The organism is Comamonas sp. UBA7528, from assembly GCF_002479375.1.
GTDB lineage: Bacteria > Pseudomonadota > Gammaproteobacteria > Burkholderiales > Burkholderiaceae_C > Comamonas.
This window is the reverse complement of sequence record NZ_DLMU01000005.1, coordinates 89587-116061: the sequence shown is the minus strand read 5'-3', so window position 1 is coordinate 116061 and position 26475 is coordinate 89587. Positions and strand designations below refer to the sequence as shown.

General features: G+C 64.1%; 27 protein-coding genes and 2 tRNA genes. 11 read left to right on the top strand and 18 right to left on the bottom strand.

What is annotated here, in order from left to right; genetic code table 11:
- The 4 genes from B3349_RS06390 (at nt 1) to B3349_RS06375 (ending at nt 2550) form a co-directional block, all read left to right on the top strand.
- The gene (locus tag B3349_RS06390) at nt 1-423 is read left to right on the top strand and encodes a BLUF domain-containing protein (protein WP_066540617.1); all 423 of its coding nucleotides are present in this window, start codon (nt 1-3) and stop codon (nt 421-423) included.
- 132 nt (nt 424-555) lie between these two features.
- Nucleotides 556-1437, top strand: a complete 882-nt coding sequence (locus B3349_RS06385) for an EamA family transporter (protein ID WP_280011683.1) — start codon at nt 556-558, stop codon at nt 1435-1437.
- A 71-nt stretch (nt 1438-1508) separates the two neighbouring features.
- Nucleotides 1509-1784, top strand: coding sequence for a hypothetical protein (locus B3349_RS06380; protein WP_349682182.1), 276 nt, complete (start codon nt 1509-1511; stop codon nt 1782-1784).
- A 118-nt stretch (nt 1785-1902) separates the two neighbouring features.
- Nucleotides 1903-2550 (top strand): LysE family translocator, encoded by a 648-nt coding sequence (locus B3349_RS06375; RefSeq protein WP_291587405.1) that lies wholly within the window; start codon nt 1903-1905, stop codon nt 2548-2550.
- A gap of 65 nt (nt 2551-2615) precedes the next feature.
- Here the strand turns inward: B3349_RS06375 and B3349_RS06370 are convergent, their stop codons facing one another.
- The 6 genes from B3349_RS06370 to B3349_RS06345 form a co-directional block, all read right to left on the bottom strand.
- The gene (locus B3349_RS06370; RefSeq protein ID WP_291587402.1) at nt 2616-4097 is read right to left on the bottom strand and encodes an amidase; all 1482 of its coding nucleotides are present in this window, start codon (nt 4095-4097) and stop codon (nt 2616-2618) included.
- A 105-nt stretch (nt 4098-4202) separates the two neighbouring features.
- On the bottom strand, nt 4203-5693 hold the full coding sequence (locus B3349_RS06365; RefSeq protein ID WP_291587400.1) for an ABC transporter substrate-binding protein: 1491 nt from the start codon (nt 5691-5693) through the stop codon (nt 4203-4205).
- A gap of 105 nt (nt 5694-5798) precedes the next feature.
- Nucleotides 5799-6683 carry an ATP-binding cassette domain-containing protein gene (locus B3349_RS06360; protein ID WP_291587399.1) on the bottom strand — a complete coding sequence of 295 codons (885 nt, stop codon included), beginning with the start codon at nt 6681-6683 and terminating at the stop codon, nt 5799-5801.
- The gene (locus B3349_RS06355; RefSeq protein WP_291587398.1) at nt 6680-7708 is read right to left on the bottom strand and encodes an ABC transporter ATP-binding protein; all 1029 of its coding nucleotides are present in this window, start codon (nt 7706-7708) and stop codon (nt 6680-6682) included. Before B3349_RS06355 ends, B3349_RS06360 begins: the two co-directional genes overlap by 4 nt.
- A 9-nt stretch (nt 7709-7717) precedes the next feature.
- Nucleotides 7718-8596, bottom strand: coding sequence for an ABC transporter permease (locus B3349_RS06350; protein WP_291587397.1), 879 nt, complete (start codon nt 8594-8596; stop codon nt 7718-7720).
- A 19-nt stretch (nt 8597-8615) separates the two neighbouring features.
- A complete protein-coding gene (locus B3349_RS06345) occupies nt 8616-9578 on the bottom strand; it encodes an ABC transporter permease (RefSeq protein WP_291587396.1) in 963 nt (320 codons plus the stop codon).
- 178 nt (nt 9579-9756) lie between these two features.
- Here B3349_RS06345 and B3349_RS06340 point away from each other — a divergent pair, with 178 nt between their 5' ends.
- Nucleotides 9757-10023 carry a YfhL family 4Fe-4S dicluster ferredoxin gene (locus B3349_RS06340; RefSeq protein WP_066540635.1) on the top strand — a complete coding sequence of 89 codons (267 nt, stop codon included), beginning with the start codon at nt 9757-9759 and terminating at the stop codon, nt 10021-10023.
- Between the two features lie 119 nt (nt 10024-10142).
- Here the strand turns inward: B3349_RS06340 and pth are convergent, their stop codons facing one another.
- From pth to B3349_RS06305, 7 genes are all read right to left on the bottom strand, one after another.
- A complete protein-coding gene (gene pth / locus B3349_RS06335; protein ID WP_291587395.1) occupies nt 10143-10769 on the bottom strand; it encodes an aminoacyl-tRNA hydrolase in 627 nt (208 codons plus the stop codon).
- Between the two features lie 123 nt (nt 10770-10892).
- Nucleotides 10893-11522: a 50S ribosomal protein L25/general stress protein Ctc gene (locus tag B3349_RS06330; protein WP_291587394.1), complete on the bottom strand. Its 630-nt coding sequence runs from the start codon at nt 11520-11522 to the stop codon at nt 10893-10895.
- A gap of 148 nt (nt 11523-11670) precedes the next feature.
- Entirely contained in the window at nt 11671-12630 is a 960-nt protein-coding gene (locus tag B3349_RS06325; protein ID WP_066540638.1) for a ribose-phosphate pyrophosphokinase, read from the bottom strand.
- Nucleotides 12631-12671: 41 nt separating this feature from the next.
- Nucleotides 12672-12748: transfer RNA gene (locus B3349_RS06320), tRNA-Gln, on the bottom strand.
- Nucleotides 12749-12786: 38 nt separating this feature from the next.
- Nucleotides 12787-13647 (bottom strand): 4-(cytidine 5'-diphospho)-2-C-methyl-D-erythritol kinase, encoded by an 861-nt coding sequence (gene ispE / locus B3349_RS06315; protein ID WP_291587393.1) that lies wholly within the window; start codon nt 13645-13647, stop codon nt 12787-12789.
- A gap of 44 nt (nt 13648-13691) precedes the next feature.
- Nucleotides 13692-14210, bottom strand: coding sequence for a lipoprotein insertase outer membrane protein LolB (locus tag B3349_RS06310; protein ID WP_291587392.1), 519 nt, complete (start codon nt 14208-14210; stop codon nt 13692-13694).
- The gene (locus B3349_RS06305; protein WP_291587391.1) at nt 14207-15949 is read right to left on the bottom strand and encodes a tetratricopeptide repeat protein; all 1743 of its coding nucleotides are present in this window, start codon (nt 15947-15949) and stop codon (nt 14207-14209) included. Before B3349_RS06305 ends, B3349_RS06310 begins: the two co-directional genes overlap by 4 nt.
- Nucleotides 15950-16022: 73 nt before the next feature.
- Here B3349_RS06305 and mutM point away from each other — a divergent pair, with 73 nt between their 5' ends.
- Together mutM and mutY are read left to right on the top strand one after the other, a co-directional pair.
- Nucleotides 16023-16838, top strand: a complete 816-nt coding sequence (gene mutM / locus B3349_RS06300) for a bifunctional DNA-formamidopyrimidine glycosylase/DNA-(apurinic or apyrimidinic site) lyase (RefSeq protein WP_291587390.1) — start codon at nt 16023-16025, stop codon at nt 16836-16838.
- A 280-nt stretch (nt 16839-17118) separates the two neighbouring features.
- Nucleotides 17119-18186, top strand: coding sequence for an A/G-specific adenine glycosylase (gene mutY / locus B3349_RS06295; protein WP_291587389.1), 1068 nt, complete (start codon nt 17119-17121; stop codon nt 18184-18186).
- Nucleotides 18187-18252: 66 nt separating this feature from the next.
- On the opposite strand, the gene rapZ is transcribed toward mutY, so the two are convergent.
- The 3 genes from rapZ to B3349_RS06280 are packed head-to-tail and all read right to left on the bottom strand — an operon-like array spanning nt 18253 to nt 21726.
- On the bottom strand, nt 18253-19122 hold the full coding sequence (rapZ, locus tag B3349_RS06290; RefSeq protein ID WP_066540654.1) for an RNase adapter RapZ: 870 nt from the start codon (nt 19120-19122) through the stop codon (nt 18253-18255).
- Nucleotides 19123-19161: 39 nt separating this feature from the next.
- On the bottom strand, nt 19162-20817 hold the full coding sequence (recN, locus tag B3349_RS06285; protein WP_291587388.1) for a DNA repair protein RecN: 1656 nt from the start codon (nt 20815-20817) through the stop codon (nt 19162-19164).
- A gap of 3 nt (nt 20818-20820) precedes the next feature.
- Nucleotides 20821-21726 carry an NAD kinase gene (locus B3349_RS06280; RefSeq protein ID WP_066540658.1) on the bottom strand — a complete coding sequence of 302 codons (906 nt, stop codon included), beginning with the start codon at nt 21724-21726 and terminating at the stop codon, nt 20821-20823.
- Nucleotides 21727-21755: 29 nt separating this feature from the next.
- On the opposite strand from B3349_RS06280, the gene hrcA reads away from it, so the two are divergent.
- Nucleotides 21756-22763: a heat-inducible transcriptional repressor HrcA gene (gene hrcA / locus B3349_RS06275; protein WP_291587386.1), complete on the top strand. Its 1008-nt coding sequence runs from the start codon at nt 21756-21758 to the stop codon at nt 22761-22763.
- 271 nt (nt 22764-23034) lie between these two features.
- Nucleotides 23035-23112 (top strand) — tRNA-Ile (locus B3349_RS06270).
- A 357-nt stretch (nt 23113-23469) separates the two neighbouring features.
- On the opposite strand, the gene B3349_RS06265 is transcribed toward B3349_RS06270, so the two are convergent.
- Nucleotides 23470-23766 carry a hypothetical protein gene (locus tag B3349_RS06265; protein WP_291587384.1) on the bottom strand — a complete coding sequence of 99 codons (297 nt, stop codon included), beginning with the start codon at nt 23764-23766 and terminating at the stop codon, nt 23470-23472.
- A 118-nt stretch (nt 23767-23884) separates the two neighbouring features.
- On the opposite strand from B3349_RS06265, the gene B3349_RS06260 reads away from it, so the two are divergent.
- On the top strand, nt 23885-24868 hold the full coding sequence (locus B3349_RS06260) for a hypothetical protein (protein ID WP_291587383.1): 984 nt from the start codon (nt 23885-23887) through the stop codon (nt 24866-24868).
- Between the two features lie 374 nt (nt 24869-25242).
- On the opposite strand, the gene B3349_RS06255 is transcribed toward B3349_RS06260, so the two are convergent.
- The gene (locus tag B3349_RS06255; RefSeq protein ID WP_291587381.1) at nt 25243-26004 is read right to left on the bottom strand and encodes a hypothetical protein; all 762 of its coding nucleotides are present in this window, start codon (nt 26002-26004) and stop codon (nt 25243-25245) included.
- 128 nt (nt 26005-26132) lie between these two features.
- Here B3349_RS06255 and B3349_RS06250 point away from each other — a divergent pair, with 128 nt between their 5' ends.
- Nucleotides 26133-26444 carry a hypothetical protein gene (locus B3349_RS06250; RefSeq protein WP_291587379.1) on the top strand — a complete coding sequence of 104 codons (312 nt, stop codon included), beginning with the start codon at nt 26133-26135 and terminating at the stop codon, nt 26442-26444.
- The last annotated feature ends 31 nt before the right edge of the window (nt 26445-26475 follow it).

Genomic DNA, 26475 nt, shown 5'->3' with positions numbered 1-26475 from the left:
ATGTTGGTGCGCCTGCTCTATGCCAGCCGCGCGGTCGATACCTCGCCCGCGGCCATCGAAGCCATTCTGTCCCAGTCGCGTGAGCACAACCCCTGCAACGGCCTGACCGGCGTGCTGTGCTACGGAGGCGGGGTGTTTCTGCAGGCCATCGAGGGCGGGCGCAGCGCCGTCAGCCACCTGTTCGGCACGCTGATGCACGACGCACGCCACAAGGATGTGGAGCTGCTGCAGTTCCAGGAAATCGACGAACGCCGCTTCGGTGGCTGGACCATGGGCGTGGTCAACCTGAACAAGCTCAACCATTCCATCTTGCTCAAGTACTCCGAGAAGGCCGAGCTCGACCCCTATGCTGTCTCCGGCCAGGTGTCGTTTGCGCTGCTGGAGGAACTGATGGCCACGGCATCCATCATCGGCCGGGCATGAAGCAGCGTTGCTGACACCGGATCTTTCCAGCCCAGGGCTGGAACCAGGGGCCTGTCGGCCCCTTTGCTTTTCTGCTTTCGCTTTGTTTTTTCTTCGCTTTTTCCTTGGCTTTTCTCGGGCCTAGTCGTTGTTATGAGTTTGCAGGCATTTGCGCTGATCATTGTGGCCGGTCTGATCCACGCGGGGTGGAACGTGGCGGCCAAGAAGGCGGGGGGCGACTCCCGCTTTGCTTTTTTCACCTCCATCATCATGATGGTCATCTGGGCGCCGCTCGGCTGGTGGGTCGGGCGTGATGTAGTGCCCGGCTGGGGTCAGGCCGAATGGGCGGTGGTGGTTATCAGCGGCCTGCTGCATGTGGCGTACTACGTGACGCTGCTGCGCGGCTACCGGCATGCGGACCTGACCGTGGTCTACCCGCTGGCACGCGGTAGCGGGCCGCTGCTGAGCTCCATGGTGGCCATCGCCTTTCTGGGCGAGCACATTTCGACGCTGGGCGCGGCCGGGATTGCCGGTGTGGTGCTGGGGGTGTTCTTCATCGCTGGCGGTCCGGCGCTACTGCGCCCGCGCAGCGACCCTGAAGCCCGATTGCGCCTGCGCCGCGGCCTGCTGTATGGCGTGCTCACCGGCGTGTTCATTGCCAGCTACACGGTGGTGGACGGCTATGGCGTGCGCCTGCTGCTGATGTCGCCCATCCTGATCGACTACATGGGTAACTTTGTGCGTGTATTCCTGCTGGCGCCGGTGGTGCTGCGCGATCTGCCGGAAGCGCGCCGCCTGTGGGCACAGCAATGGCGCTGGGCTGCCTTGGTGGCCCTGGTCAGCCCCGTGGCCTATGTGCTGGTGCTGTATGCCATGCAGACCGCGCCCATGTCCCACGTGGCGCCGGCGCGCGAGGTGTCCATGCTGTTTGCGGCGCTGATCGGCGGCCATCTGCTGGGCGAAGGCGACCGGGCCGTGCGCATCTTCGGTGCGGTGCTGATCGCCCTGGGCGTGACAGCCCTGGGACTGGGGTGAGGAACTCTGCAGTCCGGAAGGCTTCCCATGAAGAGGACGCTGCCAGCCATCATGTTTTCCGGAGTGTGACCATGCCGTATCCAACCCCATCTCTTGCGCGCAGCCCGGTGCGCCGCCGCCCCTGGCATCCATGGCGGGCGCTGCCCGTGCTGGGCGCGCTGCTGTGGGTGCTTGCAGCCCAGGCCGCACCGGCGCCCTGGTACTGGTGGGTCAGCAAGCTGGACGGCAAGCGCGTCTGTGCGCAGCACATGCCGGCCAGCGGCTGGGAACGGGCCGAAGGCCCTTTCCCCCAGGCGGGCTGCCAGGTGCAGCAGCCGCGTGCCTTGCTGGGCGGCGCAGGGCGCTGAAGCCCTTGTCCCAGCGCCGCGTCACCTGCGCGCAAGCTGCCGACGCAGGGCCCGGCGTACCATGCGGGACTGACCGGCCGCAGGAGGCCGGAATTCCACTTTGCCTACCGAGCTGCCCATGCCCTCCCTGGAATCCCTGACCGCATTTTTTGGCGTTGCCGTGCTGCTGGCCCTGAGCCCCGGCCCGGACAATGTGTTTGTGCTGCTGCAGTCGGCCCAAAAGGGCTGGCGTGCCGGCCAGGCGGTGGTGCTGGGGCTGTGCGGGGGGATCCTGGTGCACACCACGGCCGTGGCCCTTGGGCTGGCTGCGGTGTTTGCGGCTTCGGCTGCGGCGTTCACGGCGCTCAAATGGTGCGGCGCCGCGTATCTGGTCTATCTGGCCTGGGGGGCGTTGCGGGCACCGTCCCGTGTCAGTGACGGCCCGGTGCTGCAGGCCCGCGACCAGCGACTGCCATGGCACGAGGCCCTGCGCATGGTGGGCCGGGGGCTGCTGATGAACCTGACCAACCCCAAGGTGCTGATCTTCTTTCTGGCATTTCTGCCCCAGTTTGCCGACCCGGCCCGTGGCCCTGTGGCGCCGCAGATTGCCGCGTTTGGCGCGGTGTTCATGGCCGCCACCTTGATGGTGTTCGGTGCCATCGCCTGCTTCAGCGGCGTGTTCGGCACGGTGCTGCAGCGCTCGGCCCGCGCCCAGTGGTGGCTGAACCGCCTGGCAGGCGTGGTCTTTTTGGGCATGGCCGTGCGCCTGGCCACGGTGCAGCGCTGAACCTGGCCTGGGCGGAGCGTGGTCAGTGCCCAAGGAAAGCAGGCCACGGCCGCTGAATGCCGTGCTTACACCGCTGTTGGCACAGGTATGCGATCTGCTGCGGTTGCAGTGGTCAACGGTGCAGGCTGGACCACATCGCGTTGCAGTGCGGTCGGTGGTGCAGGATAGGGCGGCAGCGGTGCGCGCAGCTGTTCGAAAGCGCGGGCAACCTGCAGCACGCCCAGGTCGTCAAAGCGCGGGCCGGTAATCTGCAGCCCGATGGGCAGGCCCTGGGCCGACTGCGCACAGGGCACGGAAATGGACGGTTGCTCCGACATATTGAAGGGCACGGTGAAGGCAATGTGCTCCAGCGGGCGCAGCGGGTCGTTGGTGGGCGCGGCCAGCGCCGCATCGAAGGCGGTGATGGGTGCCACGGGCGAAAGCACATAGTCGAATGCCGCACAGGCCTGCACCGTGGCCTGGCGCGTGCGGAAGAACTGGTGCTGGGCGGTAAACAGTGCGCTGGCGGTCATCCCGTCAGCGCTGTCAGCCCACTGGCGGATGAAGGGCAGTACCTTGTCTTGCTGCGCTGCAGGCAGGGCCTGCAGGTCCATGTGGGAGCGCATACGCCAGAAATGGTCCATGCCGTCCAGCATGTCGCGGGTCAGAAACGGAGCCATGGGCTCGACGATGGCGCCGGCCTTTTCCAGCAGCGTGGCGGCCTGTTCGATGGCCTGGCGCACTTCGGGCGCCACCGGCAGGCCGCAGCCTGCATCCAGCAGCAGGCCAAAACGCAGGCCGCGCAGGCGTTCCAGCCCGGTATCCAGTTGTTCCCAGGCGATGAACTGCGGCGGCAGCGCCATGCAGTCGCGTGCATCGGGCTGGGCCAGCACCATCATCATCAGCGCGGCGTCTTCCACGCTGCGTGTCATGGGGCCGGCACAGCGGCCGGTATAGGGCGGGTCGATGGGAATGCGGCCCAGGCTGGGCTTGAAACCCACAATGCCGCACCAGCTGGCCGGCAGGCGGATGGAGCCGCCGATGTCGGTGCCCACATGCAGCGGGCCATAGCCGGCGGCGGCGGCGGCGCCCGCGCCGGCGCTGCTGCCGCCGGGACCTTTGGACAGGTCCCAGGGATTGCGCGCCGTGGCGTGAAAGCTCGACAGCCCGGAAGACAGCATGCCAAAGTCCGGCATGGTGGTTTTGCTCCACAGCAGCGCGCCGGCTTCGCGCAGACGGGCCGCGGGCGGGGCATCGGCGGCAGCAGGCACCAGGGCGGTGGCGGCCGTGCCCAGTGGTGTGGGGTCGCCGGCGGTGGCAATGTTGTCCTTGATGGTAGCCGGCACGCCGTCCAGCCAGCCCTGCGGTGCGCGTTGTTGCCAGCGTGCTTCGCTGGCACGGGCCTGTTCCAGCGCGGCTTCGGGGCGCAGCAGGTAGGTGGCGTGCAGTTGGGGCTCCCAGCGTGCCGCCTGGTCCAGCACCGCCTGCATGACTTCGACCGGGGACAGCTGGCGCGCCATATAAGCCCGCAGCAGCTGGGTGGCGCCCAGGGTGTGCAATTCGCTCATATCCCTCCTTTGCGGCCCCGCAGGGCGTTCAGAATTCAGATACCAGGAAAACGCGGCCGGCACAGGGTGCAGGCAGGGCGGCCGTCGGTGCCGCCCTTCAGGAGATCAGGCCCAGGACAGCGCGGCCAGATCGTTCACAAAGATCGGCATGTCCTTCCACAGCCCGCGCAGCCCCTTGCTGGCCACGGTGACCCACTGCGGCTGGTAGAGGAAGGCGTGCACGCTGTCCTCAGCCAGCAGGCGTTGGGCTTCGCCCAGCAGGCGGGCACGGTCGGCCGGGCGGGGGGTGTTCTTGATCTTGTCGTAGAGCTGGTTGAACTGCTCGGACTTGTAGCCCCAGTAGTAGTCCGGCTTGGCGAAGTTGCCCAGATCGAAGGGCTCGACATGGGAGATCAGCGTCAGGTCATAGTTCTTGTTGGTGTAGGTGCCCGACAGCCACTGCGCCCATTCCACGTTCTGCAGCTTGAGCTTGATGCCCACCTTGGCCAGTTCGGCGGCAATGATCTCGCCGCCCTGGCGCGCATAGGGCGCGGGCGGCAAGGTCATGGTCAGCTCCAGCGGCAGCTTGACACCGGCTTCCGCCAGCAGCTTCTTGGCCTTGTCCACGTCATGCGGGTTGATGCCGGTGGTGTCCACATAGCCAAAGGCGCCGGGCACATAGTGGCTGCCGATGGGCACGCCATAGCCTTCGGCTGCCCCTTCGATCACGGTCTTGCGGTCGATGGCGGCGGCAATTGCGCGGCGCACGCGGGCATCGTCCAGCGGCTTGCGCGCGTTGTTGATGGCCACAATGGTCTTGGCCCGCGAACCGCTGACCAGCACCTGGAAGCGCGCGTTGTTCTTGAACTGCGGCACGCTGCGGGGCGTGGCACGGGGGAAGGCATCCACATCCCCGGCCAGCAGTGCGGCCACCTGGGCGGCGGCATCGGGGATGAAGCGGAAGGTGGCGCGGTGGATGCGGATCTTCGCGGCATCGCGGTACTGTGGCCAGGCCACCAGGGTGACCGAGGCGCCCTTGTTCCACATGCCCAGTTTGTAGGGGCCGGTGCCCACCGGCTTGGTGGTGTTGGTGGCGGCGCTTTTGGGCTCGACGATGATGGCGGTGGCCTGGCCCAGCACGAACAGGAAGTCGGGGTCGATCTCCTGCGTGAGGATGACCACCTGGTGCTCATCGACCACGCTGACCTTCATGCTGGCGAAGGTGCGCTTGTCCTTGTTGGTGCTCTTGTCCGAAGCGGCGCGCTCGAACGAGAACTTCACCGCCTGGGCGTTGAAGGGTTCCCCGTTCTGGAATTTCACGCCCTTGCGCAGGCGGAAGGTGTAGGTCTTGAGGTCGGGGGAGACTTCCCAGCTTTCGGCCAGCATGGGGGACACGCTGCCGTCGCTGTTGATCTTGGTGAGCGACTCGAAGATGTTGTAGTGCACGATCTCCGCCACCGACGAGGCTGCGCTGGCCGTGGGATCCAGCATGGGGGGCTCCAGCGTCAGCGCCAGGGTGACGCTGTCCTTCTTGCCCTGTGCCAGCCCGGTCAGCGGGTGCAGCAGGGGCACGGAAGCAAGTGCACCCGTGGTCAGAAGGTGGCGGCGGTTGATCATGGGGAGGGTCTCCGGTCGAATCTTGTTGTGGTGGATGAATCAGGCTGCACAGCGTGCGCAGCGCACTCCGCTTTGTACACCACCCGGTAGTGCTGCCGTGTCGCTCTATACGGCACTGGAGTCGGCGGCGCGGGCTTGGCGGCGTGCACGCGCACGGCCGGGGGCAATGGTGGGAGCGGCCTGCACCAGCTGGCGCGTATACGGGTGCTGCGGGGCAGTGAACAGCTGCTCGGGCGTGCCGCGTTCCACGATGCGGCCCTGGTGCAGGACCACCACCTCCTGGCACAACTGCTGCACCACGGCCAGATCGTGGCTGATCAGCAGGAACGTCACGCCGTGCTGCTGCTGCAGGTCCTGCATCAGGTTCAGCACCTGGGCCTGCACGGACACATCCAGCGCGCTGACGGGCTCATCGGCCACGATCAGCTGCGGCCGGGTGATCAGCGCCCGGGCAATGGCAATGCGCTGGCGCTGGCCGCCGGAGAACTCGTGCGGGTATTTGTCCAGATCGCTGTCGCGCAGGCCCACCTGGGCCAGGACCTCGGCCACGCGCAGGCGGCGCTGCGCAGTGGTGCTGTCCTCCAGTGCTTCCAGGGGCTCGGCGACGATGCGGGCAATGGTCTGGCGCGGGTCCAGCGATCCATAGGGGTCCTGGAACACAATCTGAAAGTGGCGCCGCTGGGCCCGCAATTCGGACGCTGTCAGCGCGTTCAGGTCCTGCCCCCGCAAGCGGATGGTTCCAGCGCTGGGCTGGTCCAGCGCCATGACCAGGCGGGCCAGCGTGGACTTGCCCGATCCCGATTCGCCCACCACGCCCAGACTGCGGCCGGCGTGGATCTGCAGGCTGATGTCCTGCAGCGCGGCCACGGTTTCGGGCGCGCGCCACAGCTGGCGGCGTGGCAGCTGGTAGGTGCGCTGCAGATGTTCCACCTGCAGCAGCGGGGCGATGGCCGTGGTCGCGTCCATGGTGCCCGTGGTGGCGGTGCTCATGCGGGACTTCCTGCGACCGTGCCGGAAGGGGGCAGGGCAGCCATGGCTTCGGGCCGCAGGCAGCGCGCCCAGTGCCGGTCGCTGCCGTCCTGGGGCACGGGCACGGGGCGCTGACTGCGGCACTGCGGCTGGGTATAGCTGCAGCGGCCGCTGAAGGCGCAGCCGGGCGGCAGATCGGCCAGCTCCGGCACGGTGCCGGCAATGGTCTGCAAGGGCGGCATGCGGCCATTGGGCAGGCGGGCGGCACCCAACTGCGGTCGCGCGGCCAGCAGGCCCCGGGTGTAGGGGTGGGCCATGTGCCGGAACAGGGTGTCGGTGGGGCCGCTTTCCACCACGGAGCCGCCGTACATGACCAGCATCTGGTCCACGTTCTGGGATATCACGCCCAGATCGTGGGAGATCAGGATCAGGCCCATGCCGCGCTCGTCCACCAGATCGGCAATCAGATCCAGGATCTGCTGCTGCACGGTCACATCCAGCGCAGTGGTGGGTTCATCGGCAATCAGCACATCGGGCTGGCAGGCCAGGGCCATGGCAATCATGATGCGCTGGCGCTGGCCGCCGGAGAACTGGTGGGGATAGTCGCCCAGGCGCCGTGCGGCCTGCGGGATGCCCACGCGTTCCAGCAGAGACAGGGCCTCGGTCTGGGCGCTGCGTGCACTCAGGCCCTGGTGGCGGCGCAGCGGCTCGGCCACCTGGCGGCCAATCGGGTGCACCGGGTTCAGGGCCGTCATGGGCTCCTGGAAAATCATGGCCATGCGGTTGCCGCGCAGCTGGCTCCAGCCGGTCTCGCTCAGGTCCAGCAAGGACTGGCCGTGCAGGCGTACGCTGCCGGCGGTGCTGGCGTTGTCGGGCAGCAGGCCCATCAGCGCCAGTGCGGTGAGCGACTTGCCGCAGCCCGATTCGCCGATCAGGCCCAGCGTGCCGCCCCGCTCCAGCGTGAACGAGAGATCGCGCACAGCGGCCACCTGCCCGCGGTGGGTGTGCAGGGTGACGCAGAGGTGATCGACTTCCAGCAGCGGCATGATGCTCCTTCAGCGACGTCGCAGGCGCGGGTCCAGCAGGTCGCGCAGACCGTCGCCCAGCAGATTCAGGCCCAGCACCGACAGCGCAATCGCAACGCCGGGAAACACGGCCAGCAGCGGGGCCTGGAACATCAGGGTCTGCGCTTCGCTGAGCATGCGGCCCCAGGACGGCATGGGCGGCTGCGTGCCCAGCCCCAGATAGGACAGGGCGGCTTCGGCCAGGATGGCAATGGCGAACTGGATGGTGGCCTGCACCACCAGCACGGACAGGATGTTGGGCAGCACATGCTGGCGGGTGATCTGCCAGCGGTTCTTGCCACAGGCGCGGGCGGCCAGCACATATTCACGGGCCCACACGGCATTGGCCGAGGCGCGGGTGATGCGCGCGAAAGTGGGGATGTTGAAGATGCCGATGGCGACGATGGAGTTGACAATGCCCGCGCCGAACACGGCCGTCAGCATGATGGCCGACAGGATGGCGGGAAAGGCAAAGGTGAAGTCCGACAGCCGCATGATGGCTTCTTCCGTCCAGCCACGGCGGGCCGAGGCCAGCAGGCCCAGCAGTGTGCCGATGGTCAGGCCGATGCCCACGGCAATCACGCCCACCCAGATGGAATTGCGCGCACCCACCAGCAGCAGCGAAGCCACGTCGCGGCCGTAGGCATCCGTACCCAGCCAATGCCCGGCGTCGGGTGCCTGCAGCTTGGTGTCCAGGTCCATGACGTACGGATCCCAGGGTGTCCAGACAAAGGACAGCAGCGCGCAGGCGATCAGCAAGGCGGTCAGCGTCGCTCCTGCCACAAAGCTGGGGTGGCGGCGCGCGCGCTGCCAGAAGCCGGGGGAGGCAGTGGCCGCTGATGCGGTGGCCGGGGTCGAGCGGGGAACCATAGGGGAGGTTGCCGTGGGTTCAGACATCGCTCGCCTCCACACGGGGGTCGATCACGGCATACAGCAGATCCACCACAAAATTCACCACAATCACCATGGCGGCCAGCAGCATCACGCAGTTGCGCACCACGATCAGATCGCGGTTGGCAATGGACTGGAAGATCAGCCGGCCCAGACCGGGCAGGTAGAACACGTTTTCCACCACGATGGTGCCGGCCAGCAGATTGGCAAATTGCAGGCCCATCACGGTGATGACGGGAATCATGGCATTGCGCAGCACATGGCCCCAGAGCACGGCACGCTGGCTCAGGCCCTTGGCGCGGGCGGTGCGCACAAAGTCTTCGCGCAGCACTTCGAGCACGGCCGAACGGGTGATGCGCGCCAGAATGGCGGCCTGCACCACGGCCAGTGCCACGGCGGGCAGGATCAGCGCCTGCAGGGCGGGCCACCAGCCACCGCCAGCCTCTTCGGTCCAGCCTGGAAAGCCACCGGCGGAAAACCACTGCAGCTTCACCGAAAACAACAGGATCAGCAGGATGGCGAACCAGAAATTCGGGATGGCGATGCCGATCTGCGCCAGGCCCATGGTGCCCACATCGCCCAGCTTGTTGTGGTGCGATGCGGCATAGACGCCGGCCAGCAGGGCCAGCACCGTGGTCAGCAGCATGGCCATCACCGCCAGCGGGATGGTGACGGACAGGCGCTCCAGCACCAGCTCCAGCACGGGTGTGCCGTAGGTGTAGCTGTCGCCCATCTGGCCCTGGAACAGGCCGGAGATCCAGTCGGTGTAGCGCTGCCAGGCGGGCTGATTCAGACCCAACTGCTCGGCCATGGCATGCACGGCTTCAGGGTCTGCGTCCGGGCCCAGCAGCACCTGGGCCACGTTGCCGGGCAGGATTTCCAGCACACCGAACACCACCACGGACGCCCCCAGCAGGGTGGCGACCAGGGTCAGCAGTCGTTTGGCAAGGAAAATGCTCATAAAGCAATAGCGTGTGGTGCGCGCCGGGTGTGCGTGAGGGGCCAAGCTTAACGGGAAATCTTCGCTCCCGGTGGCAACTCGGCTGCAGGGGCTTGCCCGCACACCGGTCAGGTGCTTGGCGGACACCGATAATAGGTGCCATGTGCCCTATTTGTGTGTTGTTCCCGGGAGTGAAGCTATGGCGCTGATGATCACGGACGAGTGCATCAACTGCGATGTGTGCGAACCCGAGTGCCCCAACGATGCCATTTACATGGGCGAGCACATCTATGAGATCCATCCGCACAAGTGCACCGAGTGCGTGGGGCACTTTGACGAACCCCAGTGCATGCAGGTCTGCCCGGTGTCGTGCATTCCGGTGAACCCGGAGCATGTGGAAAGCCGGGAGACGCTGATGCAGAAATACCTGCGGCTGCAAGCGGAGGCCGGGTCGGCCGCGCATTGACCATGGCCTTGCCCCTTGGCGGGGCGGGTGGAACTGCCGGCAGGGATTGAGTACCCCACAAACCCACGAACGGCCCAAGCCTATGCCCGCGCCAATGCCGCGCGCATGGGCCGCTTTGCTCAGGACTCGGCAGTGGCCGCGGGTGGGGTCTTGCGCTCCGGCTTGGGGCGCGGCGCCTTGGTGGTGTGGATCTGCAGCGTGGCCTTGTCCATGTCGCCGGCCACGAGCTGGGGCCAGGATTTCAGGCTGTGGGCAATGCTGTCGTGGATCAGGTTCCACTGGTCCTGTGGCGGCTTCTTGAGCACCCAGCTGGCGACTTCGCCCTTGTGGCCCGGGTGGCCGATGCCCACCCGCAGGCGCCAGTACTGGTCGCTGCCCAGCTGGGCATGGATGTCGCGCAGGCCGTTGTGGCCGCCGTGGCTGCCGCCTTTTTTGAGCTTGACGATGCCGGGCGTGAAGTCCAGCTCATCGTGCACGACCAGGATTTCCTCGGGCTGAATCTTGAAAAAGCGTGCCAGCGCGCCCACCGACTTGCCCGACAGGTTCATGAAGGTCTGGGGTTGCAGCAGCCACACGGTCTGCCCCTGCACATTGGCGCGGGCCATCAGGCCCCAGTAGCTGCGCTCGGGGTTGAGCTGCACTTTCAGTTCGCGTGCCAGTCCATCGATCCACCAGAAGCCGGCGTTGTGGCGGGTGTCTTCGTATTCCGGGCCTGGATTGCCCAGGCCCACAAACAGTTTGATCATGGCGGTGATTATCCCGGTGGGGCCGCGCCCGCGCAGGGCGCTCCCCAAAAACAAATGGCCCACGCAGGGTGGGCCATGTGGGGGGCATGGCCCTGGCGGGCCATGCGGTGCCAGGCACAAGAATTACTTCTTGCCCTTCTTGGCTGGAGCGGCAGGAGCAGCAGCGACAGCGGCGCTGGCATCGGGAGCCACTTCAGGCAGCTTGATGGAGATCAGGGCAGGGTTCTTGTTGGAACCACGCACCACAGCCTTCACGCCGTTAGGCAGCTTGACGGACTGCAGGCCCACCACCGACTTGGAAGTCAGGGCGCTCAGGTCCACGTTGATGAACTCGGGCAGAGCGGAAGGCATGCACACCACGTCCAGTTCATGGATCAGTTGGGTCACGGTGCAGCTTTCGCCCTTGACGGCGGGAGACTCTTCCAGGCCGGTCAGGTGCACGGGCACCTTCAGGTGCACCTTGGTGGTGGCGTCCACGCGTTGGAAGTCCACGTGCAGCACCAGGGGCTTGTAGGGGTGGAATTGCACGTCGCGCAGAACGACCTTGGTTTCCTTGCCGTCCACTTCCAGGTCCAGGATCGAAGAATGGAAAACTTCCTTCTTCAGAGCGTGGAACAGGTTGTTGTGGTTCAGCTCGATCAGTTGGGCTTCAGCAGCGCCACCGTAGATGATGCCGGGGGTGTTGCCCGAATTACGCAGGCGGCGGCTCGCACCCGTACCTTGCAAAGCGCGCGAAGTTGCGGCGAATTTCATAATGAACTCCAGAGGGGGCGGACCGCGACCAGTCTCGCCCTGTTAATAAAAAGATGGGGCAGCACCTGCTGTCCCTGTCTTTGCGGTGCCCCGGAACACACCGCAGCCTCCGCGAGGGAGGCTGTGGGGTTTCGGACTTGAAAGGGGCTTAGTCCTGGAACAGGCTGCTCACCGAGTCACCCGAGGAGATACGCTGAATGGTTTCAGCGAACAGGGGGGCCACGGAGAGCTGACGGATCTTGGTGCAGGCCTGGGCGTTGGCGTTCAACGGGATGGTGTTGGTCACCACCACTTCGTCCAGTGCTTCGCCTTCGGAGATGCGCTGGATGGCCGGGCCCGAGAAAATGGGGTGCGTGCAATAGGCATACACCTTCTTGGCGCCGCGCTGCTTGAGCACTTCGGCTGCCTTCACCAGCGTACCGGCGGTGTCGATCATGTCGTCCATGATCACGCAGTTGCGGCCTTCGATGTCACCGATGACGTGCATCACTTCGGACACATTGGCCTTGGGACGGCGCTTGTCGATGATGGCCAGATCGCAACCCAGTTGCTTGGCCAGCGCACGGGCACGCACCACACCGCCCACGTCGGGCGAGACCACGATCAGATCGTCGTAGTTCTTCTGACGCAGATCGCCCAGCAGCACCGGCGAGGCGTAGATGTTGTCCACGGGGATGTCGAAGAAGCCCTGGATCTGGTCAGCGTGCAGGTCCATGGTCAGCACGCGCGACACGCCGGCAGCCTGCAGCATGTTGGCAACCACCTTGGCGGTGATGGCCACACGGGTGGAGCGCACGCGGCGGTCCTGGCGGGCATAACCGAAATAGGGGATGACAGCGCAGATGCTCTCAGCGGAAGCACGCTTGAGTGCGTCCACCATCACCAGCAACTCCATCAGGTTGTCATTGGTGGGAGCGCAGGTCGGCTGCACGACGAAAACGTCACGGGTGCGAACGTTTTCCTTGATTTCGACAGTGACTTCACCGTCAGAGAAACGACCAACGTCGGCAGCGCCCAGAGTCGTGCCGAGATGCTGAGCGATCTCCGTTGCCATGGCAATGTTGGCATTGCCGGTGAAGACCTTGAATTGAGAGTGATTGGAGTGCATGTGCGTCCCAGTTATTGGGGTTACCTGTACGCAAAGAAATCTGGCAGGGGAAGAAGGATTCGAACCTTCGCATGCCGGAATCAAAATCCGGTGCCTTAACCAACTTGGCGACTCCCCTACACTGGCCTGCTGCTGTTGCAGCAAACCGGTAGTTCTTTAATCTGCTACCCACTCTTTCAGTGGATGGCGCGGCAGATTCTCGCAAATTCGGATTGTCCAGCTGCATTGCTCTGCAATTGGAAAATCCGCTTGCTTTATTTGCGCAAACACTGCACTTCCTGAGCCCGTCATTCTAGCCTGTAAACCGCGCGATTCGAGCCAATTTCTGACTTTTTTCACATCGGGGCACAAAGCCTCTGCAACAGGCTGCAAGTCGTTGTGACCAAAGTCAAAGTGATTTGCAGCAAAGTCTTCGATTGTAGCATTGTTTGTATCGCGCTGCAGCGAAGGCGAGGTAAAAATCCCCTTGGTGTCCAAACCGGCGGCCGGTTTGACCACGACAAAGCGGGCGGCAGGCAGAGGATGGGTGGGCGCCAGCGGGGTGATGTGCTCGCCGATGCCCTGCACCCAGGCATTGTCTCCGCCAATGAAGAACGGGACATCGGCGCCCAGTTGCAGGCCGATGCGCGCCAGGGCGGCGCGGTTCAGCCCCAGATTCCACAGGCGGTTGAGCGCGATCAGGGTGCTGGCGGCGTCGGACGAGCCGCCGCCCATGCCGGCCTGTGACGGGATGTGCTTGTCCAGCGCGATGCGGGCGCCTTGTGTGCAGCCCGTGGCCGCTTGCAAGGCCCGTGCGGCACGCACGATCAGGTCGTCCGCTGGCAGCGCCGGGGCATCGGCGTTCAGATCCTGGCGCGTGATGGCGCCGTCGCTGGTTTTCTCAAAATGCAGCCGGTCCTGCCAGTCGATGAGCATGAAGACCGATTGCAGCAGGTGGTAGCCGTCGGCCCTGCGTCCGGTGATGTGCAGAAACAGGTTGAGCTTGGCCGGTGCGGGCACATCGTAGAGCGAGTGCATGGGAATCCGAGAGTAGGAAAAAGGATGGGTGAGGCCGTGCGGTCTCAGCGGTCCAGGATCAGGCGCAGGCTGGCGGCCGGTGTGGGGCTGTGGCGCGTGGCGGCAATGCGGCCATCGGCATAGCGTTCCAGGTCCACGCTCCAGCCATCCACCGCCTGGTTCTGGCCTTGCAGCCAGGCAAACAGGGCGGGAACGGGAATCTGGGTGCCCAGGGTGTCCCGCACCAGTTCATCCAGCGATGCGGAGGTGCGTTGTGTCGTGCCCTGCTGCAGCAAGGCGCTGCCGGGTTGCCAGCTGATCAGGGCCACACTGGAGCCCAGCGGGGTGAACAGCTGCAGGCTGCCGGCCTGGGGCGAACCGCGCAGCTCGAACGAGGCGCTGAAGGACTGCGGGCCGTTGCTGTTCAGTGCGGTGTCGTCCTGCAGTTGCAAGGCCATGCGGCCGCTCCAGAACTGGTTGCCGGCCTCCGCCGCGCTGCGGGGCGGTGTGCTGCAGGCAGCCAGCCAGCCGGTGGCGCTGAGACCTGCCAACAGCAGCACCCTGCGGGAAACCGCTTGCGTCACGGACGCACTCCCAGGCGCTTGAGGGTGGCCCGCAGCGTGTCGTTCTGCGGATCGCGCGCCAGCGCCTGCTGCCAGATGGTGCGGGCACGGGTCTTGTCGCCCAGCTGCCACAGCACTTCGCCCAGGTGGGCGGCGATGTCCACATCGTTGCGCAAGCCGTATGCCTTTTCCAGGATCGCCAGCGCTTCGGTCTTGCGGCCTTGCTGGAATTCCACCCACCCCAGGCTGTCCAGGATGAAGGGGTCATTCGGCGCCAGGTCCAGCGCCTTCTGGATCAGGGTCCTGGCTTCATCCAGGCGGATGCCGCGTTCCGCGAGGGAGTAGCCCAGCGCGTTGTAAGCATGGTGGTGGGTGGGCTGGCGTTCGATGACGCCGCGCAGCAGTGCCTCGGCGGTGTCGTACTTGCCGGCCTTGTCGGCCAGGATGGCCGTGTCATAGGCAATGTCGTTGTCTTCCGGCGACTGGTCCAGCAGGGTGCGCTGCAGCAGGTAGGCCTCTTGCGGCGCACCGGCATCGCGCAGCAGCTGGATTTCGGCGCGGCGCTTGAGCTTTTCCTGGGCGGGCGAGCGCGTGGGCACGGCGCGGATCAGCGCACGTGCCTGGGGCAGCTGGCCCTGGCGCGCCAGGATGGTGGCGCGCAGGCTTTGCACATTCAGGATGGCATGGCCGTCCTCGATCTTGTCCAGCCACTGGCTGGCGGCCTTGTCATTGCGCTGCTGCAGCGCGATGCTGGCGTGCATCAGATAGGCCTGGGTCAGCACGGCCTGGCGGGTGCTGTCGTCGGGCACTTTCTCGGCCAGCGGGATGAACTGGTCCAGCGAACGCTGGGCCGCTTCCGGTTCGCCGTTCTGGAATTGCAGGCCGGCCAGGGCCAGCCAGGCATCGGCAAACTCGGGATTTTCGTTGGTAATGATCTCCAGCTGCTCCCGTGCCTGGGCATTGCGTTCATAACCCATCAGCACCCGGGCGTAGGCCATGCGGATGGTGGCGGAAGGCGAATGCTTCAGATAGCCCTGCACCAGCGGCTCGGCTTCGGGCATGTCGGCTTCCATCAGCTCCAGGGCCAGCAGGGCGGCGGCGCCGTTGTCCGGGGCCATGGCGTGCGACTTGCGCGCGGCGTCCAGTGCCAGTTCCTTTTGCCCGGCGACGATGCGCAGGTGGCCGACTGTGGCCCAGGCGGCCGGTCCGGTGTCGGGCTTGCGCAGTTCCTTGGCCAGTGCCTGCTCCACCACGGCTGCGGCCAGGGACTTGTCCGAAACCCGGCTGTACAGCTGGGCAATGGCCAGAAAGGAGGCCGGTTTGGAGGCGGCCGGGGTGAAGGCGATTTCCTGCTGCAGCGGCTGCAGGCTTTCGGAGACACGGTTCAGTGCCAGCAGCAGTTGCAGCACATAGCGGTTGGCGTCGCGTGACTGGGGAAAGGCGTGCTTCCATTCCTGCGCGGCCGACAGTGCACGGTCACCGGAGCGCGACTGCAGGCCCAGCTCGGTGGCGCGGCGGTACAGCTGTTCGCTGCCCGATTGGCGCGCCGCTTCCAGCATCAGGGCCATGGCATTGACCATGTCGCCCTGGCCTGCGGCCATTTCGCCCACCAGAATTTCGTAGAACAGCTCGGCCGACAGCTCTTCGGCACTGGTTTCGGGCTGGGCTGCGGAGGGGGCGGCGGCTGCCTTGGGCGTCGCTGGCCGGCCCTGGGCAAGCACGGCGTGCGACCCCAGAAGCAAGGCAAGGGCGAGGGGCAAGTGCAGAGGGCGGAAGTGAAGCTGCATCAACCCATAATAATCCAAGCCAACACCCCTTTGTCTCTATCTGCCCATGCCTGAATTGCCCGAGGTTGAAGTCACACGCCGCAGCTTTCGCGATGCCATCGTCGGGGCGCGGGTTCAGAGCGTGCGCATGGGCAAGCCTTTGCGCTGGCCTTTGGGCGTGGAACCCCAGGCACTGGCCGGGCGCGTGGTGCAGGAGGTGCGTCGCCGCGGCAAGTATCTGTTGGTGGATCTGGACGCGGGCATGCTGCTGCTGCACCTGGGCATGTCGGGCAGCCTGCGTTTTGCGCCAGAGCAGGGGGCTGCCGGCGTGCACGACCACTTTGACATGCAGACCGACCAAGGCATGCTGCGGCTGCACGACCCGCGCCGCTTTGGCGCCGTGGTGCATGTGACCGGCGAGGAAGACCCGCTGGCGCACAAGCTGCTGGATGGCCTGGGCATGGAGCCGCTGGACCCGGCGTCCTTCCGCCTCGAGCGCTTTGCCGCCGGGCTACAGGCCAGCCGCACGCCGATCAAGCAGCTGCTGCTAGGGGGCAAGCTGGTGGTGGGGGTGGGCAATATCTATGCTTCGGAAGTACTGTTTCTGGCGCGCATCGACCCCCAGTTGCCGGCCAGGGAGGTCGGCCCGCGCAAGGTGCGGCGCCTGTTTGACGGCATCCGCGAAGTGCTGGCACTGGCCGTGGCCCAGGGGGGGACGACCTTGCGGGACTTTTCCAGTGCCGACGGCATGCCGGGCCACTTCCAGCTGCAGGCCAAGGTCTATGGGCGCGAGGGCCAGCCTTGCGTGGGCTGTGGCCGCCCGATCCGCATGCTGCGCCAGGGCCAGCGCAGCACCTACTTCTGCGCGCACTGCCAGAAGTAGCCTTGGCCGGTAGCTGCTAGCCGGTGGCCGATCGCCAAGCGGGGCTTTGCGGCCCGAATGGGCCAGCCGCAGCAGCCGTGCAGCGCTTGCCGCACAATGGCTCCCGCTGTCAGCGTAGCGCCAGTGTCCTTGCACCTGTCAGGTGCGAGGTGATGCCTTCCCCAGCGGGCGAAGCCGCTGGTGAGATGGTGCTGAGCAGCTGGAGCCATGAATATGGGCCATGCAGCAGCACCGGGTCTGTGCCGGAACGCTGCCAGCCCACACACCTACTTTCCCACGCGTGACCACTTCTTCTTTGTCCCTTGCCTCCGCTGTGGTGCAGTGGCAGGCCAGCCATGGCCGCAACCACCTTCCCTGGCAGCAGACCCGCGACCCCTACCGCGTGTGGCTGTCCGAAATCATGCTGCAGCAGACCCAAGTCACCACGGTGCTGGGCTACTACGACCGGTTCTTGCAGCAGTTTCCCGATGTGGCCAGCCTGGCGGCTGCGCATGAGGATGCGGTGCTGGCGCTGTGGAGCGGCCTGGGCTATTACAGCCGGGCGCGCAATCTGCACAAATGCGCCCAGGCCGTGGTACGCGACTTTGGCGGGCAATTTCCGCGCACCGCGGTGCAACTGGCCACGCTGCCGGGCATTGGACGGTCAACGGCCGCCGCCATCTCGGGCTTCTGCTTTGGAGAGCGGGCCGCGATTCTGGATGCCAACGTCAAACGGGTGCTGACCCGGGTGCTGGCGTTTGGCGACGACCTGTCGGTATCCCGGAACGAGAAAACCCTGTGGGCCTTGGCCGAAGACCTGCTGCCCACTGACGACCTGCAGGTGCAGATGCCGCGCTATACCCAGGGCCTGATGGACCTGGGGGCCACCGTCTGCCTGCCGCGCAGCCCCAACTGCCTGATCTGCCCCGTGCAGGTGCTGTGCCAGGCTGCCGCCCAGGGCAATCCGCAGGATTACCCGGTCAAGACGCGCAAGACCAAGCGCAGCACGCAGGCCTGGTGGTTGCTGGTGTTGCGGGATGCCGCAGGCCACACCTGGCTGCAGCGCCGCCCGTCCAGCGGTATCTGGGCCGGTCTGTATGCACAGCCTGCCTGGGAGGCTGCCGTGGACGGCGTGGATGCGGCCGTCGCCGGACTGGGAGCCGTGCAGTCCCGCCAGGATTTGCCAGCTGTGCTGCATGTGCTGACCCACCGCGATCTCTTCTTGCACCCGGTGGTGGTACAGCTGGAAGGGGATCGCCCTGCGGTGGCCGGTGACTGGGCTGCGGGGGGCGCGTGGTTCAGCCCGCGGGCGTGGCCCGGCCTGGGGTTGCCGGCGCCGGTGCGGCGCTTGCTGGAAAGCCTGGAATAAGCCGAGCCGGAGCGGTGTACGGTGGGTGGCGTGCAGGCCGCTGCACGCCACCTGCTGTGCCCATTCTCAATGGCGGCGCTGGTCCATTTCGCGGTGGCGGCGCAAGGTGGTCCACTGGCCCAGGTAATGGTTGGCCAGTTGCTCCACCAGATAGACCGAGCGGTGCTGGCCGCCGGTGCAGCCAATGGCCACCGTCACATAGCTGCGGTGGTTCTGGTTCAGCATGTCCAACCAGTGGTCCAGAAACTGGATGATGTGGGCCTGCATGCGCTGCACATCGGGTGACTGGCGCAGATAGTCCATCACCGGCTGGTCCATGCCGGTCAGGGGGCGCAGCTCCTGCTCATAGTAGGGGTTGGGCAGCATGCGGACGTCAAACACATAGTCGGCATCCACCGGCAGGCCGTGCTTGAAGCCAAAGGACTGGAACACCAGCGTCATCTGCCCTGGCGGGACCGAGATCAGGCTCTTCACATAGCTTTGCAGCTGGGCGGAGCGCAGATTGCTGGTGTCGATCACGTGCGCGCTCTCGCGCAGCGGGCCCAGCAGTTCGCGTTCGTCCTCGATGGTTTGCACCAGGGCCAGGCGTGCGCCGTCCGTGTCCTGGCGCGAGAGCGGGTGGCGGCGGCGGGTTTCGGAAAAGCGGCGCACCAGCGTGCCGGTGGAGGCGTCCAGAAAGATGGAATGCACCACGGCACCACGCGCCTTGAGGGCGGTCAGTTGCTCGGGCAGCAACGGCAGGCCCTTGGGGCTGCGCGCGTCCATGGCCACGGCCACCTTGTGCCCATAACGGCTGGGCTCCAGCTGGGTCAGCGGGCCCAGCAGCTCGGGCGGGAGGTTGTCCACGCAGTAATAGCCCGCATCTTCCAGTGCGTGCAGGGCAACGGACTTTCCGGAGCCGGACATGCCGGTGATGAGTACAACTTCCAGGGCCATAGCGCGATACGTCTCCTTACAGCGCTCCACTATAGGCGATCAGCCCACATGGGCCTGGGCCAGCATTTCCCGGGCATGTGCCAGCGTGGTGTCGGACAGGCGCTCGCCGCCGAGCATGCGGGCCACTTCCTGCACCCGGGCCTGCTGCTGCACGGGGGTGACCGAGCTGGTGGTGGCGCTCTTGTCGCGCCGCTTGCTGACCACATAGTGCTGGTCGGCGCAGGCGGCGACCTGGGGCAGGTGGGTGACGGCCAGCACCTGGCGGTCGCGGCCCAGGGCGCGCATCAGCTTGCCCACGGTCTCGGCCACGGCGCCGCCTACGCCGGAGTCCACCTCGTCAAAAATCAGGGTGCCGGCCTGGCCCAGCTGGCTGGTGGTGACGGCAATCGCCAGCGACAGCCGGGACAGCTCGCCGCCCGAAGCCACTTTGCCAATCGGGCGCGGTGTGGCGCCCGGGTGACCGGCCACCAGAAACTGCACGCCATCCAGGCCGCTGGGTGTGGGTTCTTCCAGCTTGTCCAACTGCACGGCGAATTTGCCGCCCTGCATGCCCAGGCCCTGCATGGCCTGGGTGATGGCGCGCGAGAGCTTGGGTGCGGCCTTGGCGCGCTGCAGCGACAGGGCGCGTGCGGCGGCCTGGTAGGCCTCGTGTGCCTGCTGTTCCAGCTGGCGCAGCCGGCCCACATCGACCACGGCATCCAGCTGGCGCAGTTCGTCGCGCCAGGATTGCAGCAGACCGGGCAGCTCTTGCGGCGTGCGCTTGTAGCGGCGCGCCAGCTGCATCCACAGCGTCAGGCGACTGTCCAGTTCTGCCAGGCGTTCGGGGTCCAGCTCGGTGCGGCGCAGATAGCTGTGCAGGCTGTGGCGGGCATCGTTGACCTGGGCCAGGCTGGAAGCCAGCACATCGGCAATCGCCAGGAATTCGGGCTCCAGGTGTTCCTGGTGCTGGAGCGTGCTGTGGGCGCGGGTCAGCGGGCTGGTGATGCCGGTTTCATCGTCTTCCAGCAGATGCAGTGTGCCCAGAGCGGTTTCCAGCAGGCTCTGAGCGTGGGACAGACGGGTGTGCTGGGTGTTCAGCTCTTCCCATTCATCGGTGCCGGGGCTGAGTTTGTCCAGCTCGCCAATCTGCCACTGCAGGCGTTCACGTTCGCGCTGCAGCGTGTCCTGGGCGGCCAGAGCATGTTCCAGGTTCTTGTGCGCGGCACGCCAGGCGGCCCAGTGGGCGCGCAGCGATTGGGCGTCCACGCCGGCGTAGGCATCCAGCAGCTCGCGCACGGCTTCGGGCCGGGTTAGGCTTTGCCAGGCGTGCTGGCCGTGGATGTCCAGCAGCGCATCGCCCAGGTGGCGCAACTGGGTGGCTGTGGCCGGTGCGCCGTTGATCCAGGCGCGGCTGCGGCCCTGGGCATCGATCACGCGGCGCAGCAGCAGGCTGTCTTCCTGGGCAAAGCCGCCTTCGTCCAGCCACTGGGACAGGTGGGGCGGGCAGTCGAATTCGGCGGTGATATCGGCCTGGGGCGTGCCTTCGCGCACCACGCCGACATCGGCACGGCTGCCCAGCACCAGCTGCAGAGCGTCGATCAGAATGGATTTGCCGGCGCCGGTTTCGCCCGTCAGCACCGTGAAGCCGGCGTGCAGGTCCAGGTCCAGCGCCTGCACGATGACAAAGTCGCGCAGTGCAATGCGTTTGAGGGCCATGGCTCAGGTGCCCCCTTCGTTCCAGCCCAGTTTCTTGCGCAGCGTGGCGTAGTAGTTCCAGCCCAGGGGATGCAGAAAACGGATGCCATGGAGCGCACGGCGCACATAGATGCGGTCTCCGTGGCGCAGCGAGGCCAGCGACTGCATATCGAAATTGGCGCTGATGTCGCGTCCGCCCACCACCTCGATCATGACTTCGCCCTGGTCGGGCAGCACGATGGGGCGGTTGGACAGGGTGTGGGGGGCAATGGGGGCCATCACCCAGGCGCCCACGGACGGATGCAGCAGCGGACCGCCCACCGACAGCGCATAGGCGGTCGAGCCGGTAGGTGTGGCCACGATCAGGCCGTCGGCACGTTGGTTGGAGACGAAACGGCCATCCACCTCCACCCGCAACTCCACCATGCCCGAGGTGCTGCCCCGGTTGACGACCACATCGTTCATGGCCAGGGCCTCGAACACGCATTCATCGCCCCGCATCACGCGGGCTTCGATCAGCGGGCGGCTGTCTTCTTCGTAGCAGCCTTCCAGCATGGCTTGCAGCGTGGGCTGGAAGTTCTCATCCAGCGGGATGTCGGTGACAAAGCCCAGGCGCCCTTGGTTGATGCCGATCAGCGGCGTGCCGTAGCGTGACAGGTGGCGGCTGACGCCCAGCATGGTGCCGTCGCCGCCCATGACCAGGGCCAGATCGCAGGCTTGCCCCAGGGCGTCCACATCCAGACTGCGGTACTGTGCGGGCAGACCCATGTGCAAGGCGGTCTCGGCTTCCACAATCACTTCACAGCCCTGGGTGGTCAGAAAAGCTGCAATATCTTCCAGGGCCTGGCGCGGGCTGTCCTGGGGAAGGCCCGTGGGGGAAGCGACACGGTACTTTCCGATCAGGGCTACATGGCGAAACTTGGACGTCATAAGGGAAATTACATCATTAAAATCGTTCCATGCTCGATGATCGTTCCAAGTTGTTGTTGAAAGCGCTGGTCGAGCGCTACATTGCCGACGGCCAGCCTGTGGGGTCGCGCACGCTGTCGCGCGCCTCCGGCCTGGAACTGTCGCCGGCCACCATCCGCAATGTGATGGCGGATCTGGAGGAACTGGGCCTGATCGTCAGCCCCCACACCTCCGCAGGCCGCGTGCCCACCGCCAAGGGCTACCGGCTGTTTGTGGACACCATGCTGACCGTGAGCCGCGACATGCTGCCTGCGCAGGAACTGGTGCCGGAACAACCGCAGAAGGTGATTGCGAACGCCGCCAACATGCTGTCCAGCCTGTCGCAGTTTGTCGGTGTGGTGATGGCGCCGCGGCGCAGCTCGGTGTTCAAGCACATCGAGTTCGTGAAGCTCTCCGAGCGGCGCGTGCTGGTCATCATCGTGTCGCCGGAAGGCGATGTGCAGAACCGCGTCATCTTCACCGACCATGATTTTTCGGGCTCGCAACTGCTGGAAGCGTCCAACTTCCTGAACGCGCACTACGCCGGTCTGGCCATCGAGCAGGTGCGCGAGCGCATGCAGTCCGAAGTGGAGCGCCTGCGCACCGAGGTGGCCAACCTGATGCAGGCGGCGGTCAATGTCAGCGCCGAGGCCATGAACCCCCAGCCCCAGGAGCAGGTCATCATCTCGGGCGAGCGCAATCTGCTGTCGGTAAGCGATTTCTCCAGCGACATGGGCAATCTGCGCAAGGCGTTCGAACTGTTCGAGCAAAAGACCCAGATCCTGCGGCTGCTGGATTTCTCCAGCCAGGCCGAAGGTGTGCGCATCTTCATTGGCGGCGAAAGCCAGGTTGTGCCCTTCGAGGAGCTGTCCGTGGTCAGCGCGCCTTACGAGGTGGACGGCCAGATTGTGGGCACGCTGGGCGTGATCGGCCCCACGCGCATGCACTACGACCGGATGATCCAGATTGTGGACATCACCTCCAAGCTGGTCACCAATGCGCTGAGCAGCCGGCGCTAAGCCGTTACAATGCGTGCGCCCTGCCATGCGCCGGGCTGGCAAGGGGCGTTAGCTCAGTTGGTTAGAGCAGAGGACTCATAATAGCTCCGCCCAAACAACTTGATGTCTTGCAAGTGATTGATTTTAAAGAGTATTGCGGTGTTTGAGGTGGTGTAGAAAAGGGTTCTTTTCCATTATTTTTCCACCGTATAAAAAAGTGGGTCAGAAGCCTGAGGTGCTTAGGTTTCTCACCATGCTTTGAAGTTTTGGTGTTATCGTTTTACGATGACTTGGGGCCTTAGCTCATGTCGGTTAGAGCAGCGGACTCATAATCCGTTGGTGCCCGGTTCGACTCCGGGAGGCCCTACCATCAATGTTTTGATGCTGCGGAATGCGTAGCATGCAAGACAAGAAAAGAGCGATGCTTTCCTTTTGGAGGCATCGCTTTTTGTTATGTTGAGTTGTATTTTTGGCAACTTAGTTGGACTGTTCTTGACTCGTGACACCTTTTTGGTGAATGGGTTCCGGAAGTCCATGCACCAGGGTTTCCGCTTCGCCGAGAAACTCGCGCACCCTCAACCTTCGCAGTGCCCAAAAAGCGTAGACCCCGGAAGCGAAGCTATCGGGGTCTGTGCGTTCTCCGAAATTGGCAGAGCTAAGCCCGTCTCGTCTGGCTGCTGCCTAAGCAGTAGTCAGACGAGGCGGGCGGCCCAGGGGCGCATCCCCTTCAAGCGTGGCGAACGATGTTCTCGAATGCGAGCTTCGCAGTCTTGTAGTGCATGAAGCCCGGGGCGCCGTTCGGCTCCAGCACCACGAAGGCCCAAACCCCACCGGCCACGAACGTCTTCCGCACCCGGCGCTCACATCCAGCTGCCTCGAGCGCAGCATTCACAGTCGCTTCCGTGCAGCGCATCGGGAAGTTGAACTGCTTCTTCTGCAGCCCATGCAGCTGCGCAATCTCCTCTTGCATCGCTGTGATACGCGCTTGCAGAACGTCAATACGAGTCATCTTTGCTTGCTTCATTTTTGTCTCCAAAGTTGGGTAGTGATGACACGTATAGCGATGCGTTTTATACGTAGCCTTGGAGGTTCTCTGTTCTGCGCGAAAATGACGCTCAAGGGGGCCAAAAAAGGAGAGATTTGTGATTGATTTGCTGCCGCTGCTTGAGAACGCTACAAAGAAAATGAGGGAATCTATGACGCAGTGGTTCGCGGGCTACCCGCCGGGAATGCCCTGGACAATTGTGTCGGACTACTGCATCGGTGATAAAGAAAAGAATAACGATGTTTTTTCATTTGTCGTCATTGCAAATCACGATAAAACCGAGAACATCATTAAATATATTTCGGCGGCAGTACCCCGAGACCTTAAGAAAGTCCAGAGCGCACCCCTCGGCTTGATTCAGTATTTGACGTGCCCACAGCCCATAACTTTTAGCGTGTCTTTTGTCATAGACCAGGAGTCGTCATTGCTACGGGATTACTTACGTGTCGAGGACATGGTGGACTTTATTCCCGATTCCTCTGAAACGATAGAAATCTTTCGGAACAACTCTCATGCAAGCAGTTCAGTGGACCCCAAGTACTTCGACGAAGCGCTTCAACGTCTGCGCGTATTCGGGAAAGACCTGACCCGAAAGCAGCCGAATGCAAGGCTATCGCGTCAAATTCATCTTGCGGCGGCATTTGCCGCAATCATGTTTTCATTAGTGACTGAATCGACGGGAGCTGGATATATCCGATGGATTTCTGACCGGGATAAGCTCATTGAGCACAATGATACAGTAGTGTATGACTTGGCGTACTTCTACTTCGCATTAATGGCTTCGAACCGGCCTGGCTTAACTCGTGATGCGGAGGGCCACATTAGAGTAGAGATACCAAAAATCATGTTCGAATTGCCGGATAAAACAGGGAAGAATCGTTTCGATGCGCTTATCAGGCTACCTGATTACCTCGCAGGAACCTTAGCTGACATGGCTCCTGACCTTTCTTGCTCAAGAGAGAAGTTCTGCGAAATAGTAGATAGTGTCTTTGTTGATTCGACGACAAACTGCGTCGTGCAGCTGTCGTCGAATGGCGAGCGAATTACTATCAGGAATGCCTCACTGCGTACTGAGCAATAAGACGGGCCCTTTTTAAGCAGCATGAGCTGCGTTGTTCGCATCCGCGTGAGCCTGCTCTGCCGCGTCGTGAGCCCAGGCGGCTTTGAACAGCTCAGGGCGGACGGTGTCTGTCCACGACTTGCCAGGAGCGGGCGCGGCGAGGCTGAGGGACACTTCGCGGGCCAGGTCGCGAAGTACGCAGTCGGCGCCTCCGCACAGCTTGAGCAGGGCGTGGTACTCCGCGTGCGAGATTGCGATAGTCGTCATGTAGTCGCGATTCGCTGAGCGACCAGGAGGCAGAGTGCGACCGGGTTTGAACACATACAAGTGCGGGCGTTGAGTCATTGCTTTCTCCGAAAAGTCGGTGGATGGAATGACTCGTATAGCGATGCGTTTTATACGGGGTTGCGGCGGACGCTCTTGTCTTCTTCAGGTGCTAAGCCACCTTCACGCACACCGGCAGGAATAGCGGGTAAGGGCTCAAAGCCCGCTGGGAAGGCGGCAGGGAATGGGCGCATGGCCTTGCCGTTGTCGTCGTACCAGCGAGAGAACGTGAGTGGCGCATAGTCCTTCACACTGGGCTTGAAAGCCGTGCCGGTTTGGCCGGCAGGACGTGGAGAGCGGCCGACCACGGGAAGGCTGCCGCGGCAGGACTTGTACTCGGGGGTGCCAGCACGACAGAACACACGAGTCACGATTGCACCTTCGCCGGAGTGGGGGAAGTCGGTCAGGATTTCGTAGGTTCCCGTGTTGCGCAGCTCGATGATGTCGCCTTCCATCAAACGAGGAAATTGGTCAGGGACCACTGCCGCGCGGAAGGCAAAACGCACGCCATGAGCCCAAATGGGTAAATAGCCAGGGAGCGGCGGGTCCAGCAACGTCATGTACGACTCGACGATTCGGAAGTGGTATGTACCGTTATCCGACTCCACGCCCAAGGGCATGTAGCTGGTGCGACGAGGCAGCACCAGGTCGCCAGTAAACAGTTCGCTGCGACTCACCTCAGCGTAGACGTGCGCGTTGACGGAGTCTTCGTGCAGCTCATAGCCATGGTTCTGCATCTTTGTGACAGTCTTCATGTACTGCGCGCAGCCGGACTGCGTCACGACAGCAGCGAATGCAAGCGCTGTCTTGATTGAAAACGTGGAAATCTTCATTGCTCTTCATTTGTAACTCAACGTTCTCAGTTGTAACCTGGATTTCGACGAGAGCAGCACAGTTACGCAATAACAACGAAGCGAAGAAGCATCCCATAATCAAAGTAAGAAAACAGGGAGGACTCTGTATGTCGCCGAAAGTTAAAGAAGCATTCGAGCACTGGATAAAGATGCCCAGCTGGCACACAGGGCACGCGGCAGATGAAGGCCGTTTCTTTGCGTTTGTCTGGACTGTCTGCAGGGTGTCTCGGAAGCCACCCACTGAGAGAGAAGTGCGAGAAGAAATCATGCGAGCGTGGTCGGAACGCCTCGGTGCGGAGTTTGTAGGGGAAAAGGCTCTGTATTTCTCGGGTCTGTACCAGACGCTTTATGACTTCGCGAAGGCTCGAAACGAGGCGCGGTTTTTCCTCACGGATGAAGATGGAGCCCCCCTTATTTGAAGGTGATTTCAGGCCAGGGGGCTCCCCCCTG